We start from the raw sequence: 8,459 nt of genomic DNA, 5'->3' as shown, positions 1-8,459 counted from the left end.
ACCCCCCGGCCCGACGATCCCGTCACGGCACTCAACGACCGCCACCGGCAAAGGTCACCCATTCGATCAAAGAAACTCTGTTCGCTTCTAGCAGGCCCCAGGACATGCACCGCGGAAGTGAGCCTCCAGCGCATGGCCGGACCACCAGCACCAGCCCGCCCGGCGCTCACGCTCACTCACCAAGACTCACTACTGCTCAGCACACCGGCAGCAGTTCCCGACCCTTTCCGGCTGTCCGCGCCGGCGGGAACTTCCGGGGAGGGGTCGTTCGTTTTTCCGGTTCGCGGGACACAATGTCCAGCCAAGGGGCTACGGTATGCACCCACGAGGTGACATGCAGCGATGCCGGGAGAAGCCTTGAGCGTTCCGTACGAGTCAGCCGCGTACGAACCAGCAGAGCCGCCTGAGTCTCCGGAGGAGCAGCTCGAGCGCCTGCTCGGCCGTGCTCTGAACTCCTTCGAGCTGCCCGACGAGACGCTGTGCCGGCTCGACTGCGCGCTCGCGTACGACACTTCGCTGTACTCCGCGCACCACAGCGCGGGGCGGCACCGCGAGACGTACCGCCACACGTGGCTGCTCGCAGACGGCACAGCGGTCACCCTCTGGGAGCTGGTGCACAACACCGGGCCGGGCGGCCAGACGCAGTTTGAGCTCTACGCGGACGAGGAGGAGCTGCGCGCGGCGACCGCGCGGCTGCCGTTGCCGCCCGACGCGCCGGACTTCGGGCTGCCCGTGATGACGCATCTGCCGCCCGTGCCGAACCTGCCCGTGCATGCGTACGAGCCTGGTGATTCCGCGGACCACGCGCGCCGGCTGCTCCGGCGCGCGGAGAACCCGGACCGGCCGGGCGCCGACACCGCACACCTGCTGCACAACGCGTGCGCCCACCAGATCACGCAGGCTTTCGGCCGCCCATGCCCGGTGGGCGGGGCGGGCGTCGGCTTCGCCCTGTACGAGCATGCGTTCCTGCTGCGCGACGGCAGCGAGATCAGCCTGTGGGAGGTCGAACACACGGCGACGCCGGACGGCCGGCACATGTGCGAGGTGTACTCCACGGAGGCGGCGGCCCGAGAGGCGATGGACCGCCGGGCAGCACGCGTTTCCGGCGCGTAGTCACGGTTGTAGGCAATGCATGTGGCGGGGGCGCCCGGGAAGTTCCCGGGCGCCCCCGCCAGTACATCACTCAGTACATCACTCGCTGGCCGTCACACCGCTACCGGCTGCTTGGCCTCCGCAGCAGCCGCACCCACCGCCGCGCCCGAGGCGGCCGCCGGCTTGCGAGCCCCCTTCAGCACCACGACCAGCGCGGTCGACACGCACACACCGGCGGCGATCGCGACCAGGTACAGCAGCGGCTGCCCGATCAGCGGGACCACGAAGATGCCGCCGTGCGGAGCACGCAGCGTGCATCCGAAGGCCATCGACAGCGCACCGGTGACCGCGCCGCCCACCATCGACGCGGGGATCACCCGAAGCGGGTCGGCCGCGGCGAACGGGATCGCGCCCTCCGAGATGAAGGAGGCGCCCAGCACCCAGGCAGCCTTGCCGTTCTCGCGTTCCGCCTTGGTGAAGAGCTTCCCGCGCACCGTGGTGGCGAGCGCCATCGCCAGCGGCGGGACCATACCGGCCGCCATGACCGCCGCCATCACCTTGAGCGAACCCTCGGTCGGGTTGGCGAGGCCGCCGACCGCGAAGGCGTACGCGACCTTGTTCACCGGGCCGCCGAGGTCGAAGCACATCATCAGGCCGAGGATGACGCCGAGGATGATGGCGTTGGCGCCGCTCAGGCCCTTCAGCCAGTCCGTCAGCGCAGCCTGCAGCTCGGCGATGGGCTTGCCGATGACCAGGAACATCAGGAAGCCGACGACGATCGACGAGATCAGTGGGATCACGACCACGGGCATGATGCCGCGCAACGGTGCGGGGATCCTGACCCGCTGGATCGCCATCACCACGGCGCCCGCGATCAGACCGGCGGCGAGACCGCCGAGGAAACCGGCGTTGATCGTGACCGCGACCGAGCCGCCGACGAAGCCGGGGACGAGCCCGGGCCGGTCCGCCATGCCGTAGGCGATGTAGCCGGCGAGGACCGGGATCAGGAAGCTGAACGCCAGTCCGCCGATCTGGAACATCAGCGCGGCCCAGCTGCTGTGGTCGGTCCAGACGAAGTGCTCGGCGACGGACGGCGCCTTGTCGATCGAGTAGCCGCCGATCGCGAAGCCGAGGGCGATGAGCAGACCGCCCGCGGCGACGAACGGAACCATGTAGCTGACGCCCGACATCAGCCACTTGCGCAACTTGGTGCCGTAACTGTCTCCGGCCTCGCCCGCGCTCTCGACCGGAGTGCCGGGCGCGGCGGCGGACGTCGTCTCACCGCGAGCCGCCTTCCCGCGTACCTCGGTGATGAGCTCGGCGGCGCGGTTGATACCGGCCTTGACGCCGACGTCGACGGTCGGCTTGCCGGCGAAGCGCTCCTTCTCACGCACGGGAACGTCGTGCGCGAAGATCACGCCGTCGGCGGCGGCGATGACAGCGGGGTCGAGCCGGGTGAAGCCGGCCGATCCCTGGGTCTCGACGGCGACCTCGACGCCCGCGTCGCGTCCCGCGTTCTCCAGCGACTCGGCGGCCATGTAGGTGTGCGCGATGCCGGTCGGGCAGGAGGTGACGGCCACGATACGGAAGGGCCGCGGCGCGTCGGAGTCCGTGGCGCCCGGCGCCGGGGCCGCACCGTCCTTGACGGGGGCGTCCGGCGCCGGGGCCGTGCGGTCCGCGCCGGCCTCGGAGGCCGCCGAGGCGACCGGCGCGGAGTCCTGGGCACCCTGTGCCGCGGCGGCAGCCGCCGGGGCCTCGTCGCCGCGGATCAGGGCCGCCGCGGCAGTCGCGTTGTCCGCGGCCCGGAGCGCGGACGTGAAGTCGGCGTCCATGAGCTGACGGGCCAGCGACGACAGGATCGTCAGATGGGCGTCGTCCGCGCCGGCCGGGGCCGCGATCAGGAAGATCAGGTCGGCGGGGCCGTCGGCGGCTCCGAAGTCGATGCCCTGGGCGCTGCGCCCGAAGGCCAGCGTGGGCTCGGTGACGTGTTCGCTGCGGCAGTGCGGGATGCCGATGCCGCCGTCGAGACCGGTCGGCATCTGCGCCTCGCGGGCCGCGACATCGGCGAGGAAGCCGTCGAGGTCGGTCACGCGGCCTTTGGCCACCATCCGCTCGGCGAGGGCACGGGCCGCCGCCTCTTTGGTGTCGGCGGACAGGTCGAGGTCGACCAGGTCCGCGGTGATCATGTCGCTCATCGCGGGCTCCTTTGCGCGCGTATCGCCTTGCGGGCGAGGGTGGGGACGGGGAGAGGGAGGATGAGGGGGAGGGGGAGAACGGGAGGGGGAGGGGAAGTGAGCCGGCCGACGCTCAGGGCCGGGTACCCGCCCACAGCGGTGCGGGTCCCGTTTCGGTCCCGGGTCTGATCTCGGCGCACGGTTCGATCTCGGTGCCCGGCAGTCCGATCTCGGCGCACGGTCCGATCTCGGCGCACGGTCCGATCTCGGCGCACGGTCCGATCTCGGTGCACGGCGGTCCGGTCTCGGCACACGGTCTCGTCGCGTTGCATCGTTCGTTGCATCGTCATGGCGCCGGCTCCGTCAGGGCTTGGTCCTGGGGAACGACCGACGTGACCGTCACCGCGGCCGGTTCGAGGTCGGCGGGGGTCGGCATCACGCTGCCGGGCAGCTGGACCGCGGCCGCACCGTGGGCGACGGCGGAGGCGAGGGCCTCGGGCCCGCTGCCGCCGGCGATCAGGAATCCGGCGAGCGAGGAGTCGCCCGCGCCGACGTTGCTGCGTACGACCTCGACGGGGGCCCTGCCGAAGTGGACGCCGGAGTCGTCGACGAGCAGCTGTCCGTCCGCGCCGAGGCTCGCGAGCACCGCCCGCGCTCCCAGGTCGCGCAGCTCCTCGGCCGCCTTGACCGCATCGCCGAGGGTCGCCAGCGGGCGGCCGACGGCCTCGGCGAGTTCCTCGGCGTTGGGCTTGACGACGTCCGGTCGCTCGCGGAGCGCGGCGAGCAGGGCCGGGCCCGACGTGTCCAGCGCGATCCGGGCGCCCGCCGCATGGGCACGGGCGACCAGCTCGGCGTACCACGAGGGCGCGAGCCCGCGCGGCAGGCTGCCGCAGCACGCGATCCACGCGGCGCCCGCGGACTGCCTGCGCACGGTCTCGAGGAGCAGTTCCTGCTCCTCCGGGGAGAGCTCGGGCCCGGGAGCGTTGATCTTCGTGAGCGTGCCGTCGGGTTCGGCGATCGAGATGTTGGACCGCGTCTGACCGGCCACGGGCACCGGGGCGACCTCGATCCCCTGCTCGTCGAGGAGCTGCGCCACGAACCGGCCCGGCGCTCCGCCGAGCGGCAGCACGGCGACGGTCCGCTGCCCGGCCGCCGCGACGGCCCGCGACACGTTGACGCCCTTGCCGCCCGGGTCCATGCGGTCGCCGGTGGCCCGGACGACCTCGCCGCGGTCCAGCGACGGGACCTCGTACGTACGGTCGAGGCTCGGATTCGGGGTGACGGTGAGGATCATGCGCGTACTACTTCCGTGCCACCGCGCTCGATGGCGCTCGCGTCGTCGGGGCTCAGCCCGCTGTCGGTGATCAACAGGTCCACATCGGCCAGGTCCCCGAAGCGCGCGAAGTGCTCCTTGCCGTGCTTCTCGGAGTCGGCGAGCAGGACGACGCGGCGCGCGGCGGCGACGGCGGCCCGCTTCACGGCGGCCTCGGCGAGGTCGGGCGTGGTCAGCCCGTGTTCGGCGGAGAAGCCGTTGGCGGCGAGGAAGACGACATCGGCACGGATCTCACCGTACGCACGCAGCGCCCAGGCGTCGACGGCCGCGCGGGTACGGTGCCGGACCCGGCCGCCGATGAGGTGGAGCTGGATGCCGGGGTGGTCGGCCAGGCGGGCCGCGGTCGGCAGGCTGTGCGTCACGACGGTCAGCGTGGAATCCAGCGGCAGCGATGCGGCGAGCCGGGCCACGGTCGTACCGGCGTCGAGGATCACGCTGCCCTCGCTCGGCAGTTCGGCGACGGCGGCCCGCGCGATGCGGTCCTTCTCGTCGGCGGCCGTGCTCTCGCGTTCGGCGAGGTCGGGCTCGAAGTCGAGCCGGCCGGCCGGGATGGCTCCACCGTGCACACGGCGTACGAGGCCGGCGCGGTCAAGGGCCTTCAGGTCGCGCCGAATCGTCTCGGCCGTGACCTGGAACTCCTCGGCCAGCGACAGCACGTCCACCCGTCCGCCATCGCGCGCGAGGCGGAGGATCTCCTGCTGACGCTCCGGTGCGTACATGGCCCGTTTGTCTCCGTTCGATGCCCGAACCTGTGGTTTCACCTGAGCGTACGACTGGATTTCAGGAAAGTAAACAGGTTCGGGCATACAACAGACACAAACGGGCGTCCGCGCCGCTGAGAGCAGACGGGCATGAGAGCAGTCGGGCAGCGAACATGAGCGGGCATGAATGAGCAAGGGCCGGCATGAGCGAGCAAGAGCAGGCATGAGTGAGCCCCGGCGCCTTGGGGGGAGAGGGCACCGGGGCTCAGCTTGCGGGCGGCTCGCCTGCCTGGTGGCAGAGGCGGCAGACCTGCCGCAGGGGTTACGCAGCCGCGTCGAACCCCGTGTCGCGCGCCAGCTTCTTCAGCTCAAGCAGCGCGTGCTTCTCGATCTGCCGGATGCGCTCGCGCGTGAGCCCGTGCTCCTTGCCTACCTCCGTGAGCGTGCGCTCGCGGCCGTCCTCGATGCCGTACCGCATCTTGATGATCGATGCGGTGCGCTGGTCGAGGCGCCCGATGAGGTCGTCGAGCTCCTCGCTGCGCAGCAGCGTCATCACGGACTGCTCGGGCGTGATCGCCGAGGTGTCCTCGAGCAGGTCGCCGAACTGCGTCTCGCCCTCGTCGTCGACCGACATGTTGAGCGAGACCGGGTCGCGGGCCCAGTCCAGGACGTCCCCGACGCGCTCCGCGTTCGAGCCGAGCTCGGCGGCGATCTCCGCGTGCTCCGGCTCCCGGCCGTGCTCACGGGCGAACTCGCGCTGCACCCGACGGATCCGGCCCAGCTCCTCCACAAGGTGGACGGGGAGGCGGATCGTGCGCGACTGGTCGGCTATGGAGCGGGTGATCGCCTGACGGATCCACCACGTCGCATACGTGGAGAACTTGAAGCCCTTGCGGTAGTCGAACTTCTCGACCGCGCGCACGAGGCCCGCGTTGCCCTCCTGGATCAGGTCGAGCAGGGGCAGACCGCTGCGCGGATAGCGACGGGCGACCGCCACGACCAGACGGAGGTTAGAACGGATGAAGACGTCCTTGGCCCGGTCGCTCGCCGCGACCAGCGCCTCGAGCTCCTCGCGAGTTGCCTTCTTCGCGACCTGGCTCTCCTGCTCCACATCGTCGTCGAGGATCTGCCGTGCGTACACACCCGCCTCGATGGTCTGGGACAGCTCGACTTCCTTTGCGGCGTCGAGCAGCGGCGTCCGCGCGATCTCGTCGAGATACATGCCGACCAGGTCGCGATCGGCGATCTCGCCGCCTCCGGCGCGAACACTGCGTGCCACGTCCGTCTCGCCCACGGCGGACTGACGGCTGGCGACGGCACGGGTTGCCATGCGTGCTCCCTTGCGATGGTGGATTCGAGCGGGTCCTGGAGTGGCCGGCACCCCTGCCGGGTGCCCTGCATCCGATGGAAACAACGATTGCAATCCGGACAGAATTCCCAAGCCGCTCATCAATTTTCGTGATCATGCAGTACCCTGTGCCGCCACAAGGGGGAGGCAGGATGCCGTCAGAGCCCACAGAGGTGCAGGTCAGACCAGGCGTCGAGGAGGACCTCGGGCCCCTCACAGACATCTACAACCACTACGTCCGGGACACCGCCATCACCTTCGACACGGCCCCCTTCACTCCTGAGGAGCGCCGCCCTTGGCTGCTCTCCCATCCGGAAGACGGCCCGTACCGCCTCATGGTTGCCCACGAGCAGCACAACGGTCGCATCCTTGGATACGCCACATCAAGCCCATTCCGGAAAAAACCGGCATATAGCACTTCGGTCGAGGTGAGCATCTACCTGGCACCGGACTCCGGCGGGCGCGGCATCGGCACGCTTCTCTACAAGGCACTCTTCGAGGCCTTGGCGGGCGAGGATCTGCATCGCGCGTACGCGGGCATCGCACAGCCGAACGAGGCCTCGCACCGCCTGCACGAACGCTTCGGGTTCCGCCACATCGGCACGTATCGCGAGGTGGGGCGCAAGTTCGAGCGGTACTGGGACGTGGCCTGGTACGAGAAAGAGCTGTAGCCCAGACAGCTACGAGAAGGAGCTGCAACCCGGAAAGCTGCGAGAAGGAGCTGGCCCGGAAAGCTGCGAAAAGGAGCTGCAGCCCGCGAAGGGCTACAGCTCCAAGGTTCCAAGGATCACCGCGATCCGCGATCCGCGATCCGCGATCCGCGATCCGCTATCCGCTATCCGCTATCCGCTATCCGAACTGGATCGACCTCTTCGCCAGCCCCATCCAGAACCCGTCGATCACGCTCCGCTGCCCCTCCAGCTCACCGGCCGCGTCCGCCGCGCCCATGGTCACGAAAAGAGGCGCGAAGTGTTCGGTGCGCGGGTGGGCGAGCCGGCCGGCCGGGGACTTGTGCGTGAAGTCCAGCAGTGCGTCCACGTCGCCGGAGTCCAGCGCGCGGTGACCCCAGTCGTCGAACTCCACCGACCAGGCGGGTATGCCGCCCTGCCGCAGCGCGGCCAGGTTGTGCGTGAAGAAGCCGCTGCCGACGATCAGCACGCCCTCGTCGCGCAGAGGCGCGAGCTTGCGGCCGATGTCCATCAGCTTCTGCGGGTCGAGGGTCGGCATGGAGATCTGCAGAACGGGGATACGGGCGTCGGGGTACATCTCGACGAGCGGCACGTACGCGCCGTGGTCGAGCCCGCGGTCCGGGATGTCCTGCACCGGTACGCCGGGTCCGCGCAGCAACTTCCGTACGGATTCTGCGAGTTCGGGAGCGCCCGGGGCCGCGTACCGCACCTGGTAGTAGTGCTCGGGGAAGCCCCAGAAGTCGTACACGAGAGGCACGGTCTCGGTGGCGCCGAGCGCGAGCGGGGCCTCCTCCCAGTGGGCGGAGACCATCAGGATCGCCTTGGGCCGGGGCAGCTCCGCGGCCCAGGCGGCGAGCTGACCGGGCCATATGGTGTCGTCGGCGAGCGGCGGGGCGCCATGGCTGAGATAGAGCGCGGGCATACGCTCCGGTGCGGTGACGGTCATGGCGGTGACTCCCTACTGCTCCTGCTGCACTGCGACACGCCGCTACCGGCCGGCACTGCGACCCTGCGGCGCACCTATTTGAAACTTCAAGCTATCCGGTTTCCAACCCTACCTCCGTTTTGTTTAAGATTCAAGGAGGAGGCGTAGAGTGGGATACATGACGACGGCACCCGACT

General features: G+C 70.1%; 7 protein-coding genes. 2 read left to right on the top strand and 5 right to left on the bottom strand.

The annotated features are described in order from the left end of the window. Positions 1 to 357: 357 nt before the first annotated feature. Entirely contained in the window at positions 358 to 1,113 is a 756-nt protein-coding gene (locus tag H1D24_RS41210; protein ID WP_181662907.1) for a DUF6227 family protein, read from the top strand. Positions 1,114 to 1,205: 92 nt separating this feature from the next. On the opposite strand, the gene H1D24_RS41205 is transcribed toward H1D24_RS41210, so the two are convergent. From H1D24_RS41205 to H1D24_RS41190, 4 genes are all read right to left on the bottom strand, one after another. Next, positions 1,206 to 3,287, bottom strand: coding sequence for a PTS fructose transporter subunit IIABC (locus H1D24_RS41205; protein WP_181662906.1), 2,082 nt, complete (start codon positions 3,285 to 3,287; stop codon positions 1,206 to 1,208). Between the two features lie 325 nt (positions 3,288 to 3,612). Continuing rightward, on the bottom strand, positions 3,613 to 4,560 hold the full coding sequence (pfkB, locus tag H1D24_RS41200) for a 1-phosphofructokinase (protein WP_181662905.1): 948 nt from the start codon (positions 4,558 to 4,560) through the stop codon (positions 3,613 to 3,615). After that, on the bottom strand, positions 4,557 to 5,318 hold the full coding sequence (locus H1D24_RS41195) for a DeoR/GlpR family DNA-binding transcription regulator (RefSeq protein WP_181662904.1): 762 nt from the start codon (positions 5,316 to 5,318) through the stop codon (positions 4,557 to 4,559). Before H1D24_RS41195 ends, pfkB begins: the two co-directional genes overlap by 4 nt. 304 nt (positions 5,319 to 5,622) lie before the next feature. After that, positions 5,623 to 6,630 carry a sigma-70 family RNA polymerase sigma factor gene (locus H1D24_RS41190; RefSeq protein ID WP_181662903.1) on the bottom strand — a complete coding sequence of 336 codons (1,008 nt, stop codon included), beginning with the start codon at positions 6,628 to 6,630 and terminating at the stop codon, positions 5,623 to 5,625. A gap of 170 nt (positions 6,631 to 6,800) precedes the next feature. Here H1D24_RS41190 and H1D24_RS41185 point away from each other — a divergent pair, with 170 nt between their 5' ends. Next, on the top strand, positions 6,801 to 7,319 hold the full coding sequence (locus tag H1D24_RS41185) for a GNAT family N-acetyltransferase (protein WP_181662902.1): 519 nt from the start codon (positions 6,801 to 6,803) through the stop codon (positions 7,317 to 7,319). A gap of 178 nt (positions 7,320 to 7,497) precedes the next feature. Here the strand turns inward: H1D24_RS41185 and H1D24_RS41180 are convergent, their stop codons facing one another. Next, positions 7,498 to 8,283, bottom strand: a complete 786-nt coding sequence (locus H1D24_RS41180) for a dioxygenase family protein (RefSeq protein WP_181662901.1) — start codon at positions 8,281 to 8,283, stop codon at positions 7,498 to 7,500. Positions 8,284 to 8,459 lie beyond the last annotated feature (176 nt).

Source organism: Streptomyces himalayensis subsp. himalayensis, assembly GCF_013778455.1.
Taxonomy (GTDB): domain Bacteria; phylum Actinomycetota; class Actinomycetes; order Streptomycetales; family Streptomycetaceae; genus Streptomyces; species Streptomyces himalayensis.
The sequence above is the reverse complement of the archived record's forward strand: the minus strand, read 5'-3'. Positions and strand labels throughout refer to the sequence as shown.

Coding starts and splice junctions, on each gene's coding strand:
- H1D24_RS41205 (WP_181662906.1), bottom strand. CDS start 3,287: ATGAGCGACATGATCACCGCGGACCTGGTCGACCTCGACCTGTCCGCC.
- pfkB (WP_181662905.1), bottom strand. CDS start 4,560: ATGATCCTCACCGTCACCCCGAATCCGAGCCTCGACCGTACGTACGAG.
- H1D24_RS41195 (WP_181662904.1), bottom strand. CDS start 5,318: ATGTACGCACCGGAGCGTCAGCAGGAGATCCTCCGCCTCGCGCGCGAT.
- H1D24_RS41190 (WP_181662903.1), bottom strand. CDS start 6,630: ATGGCAACCCGTGCCGTCGCCAGCCGTCAGTCCGCCGTGGGCGAGACG.
- H1D24_RS41185 (WP_181662902.1), top strand. CDS start 6,801: ATGCCGTCAGAGCCCACAGAGGTGCAGGTCAGACCAGGCGTCGAGGAG.
- H1D24_RS41180 (WP_181662901.1), bottom strand. CDS start 8,283: ATGACCGTCACCGCACCGGAGCGTATGCCCGCGCTCTATCTCAGCCAT.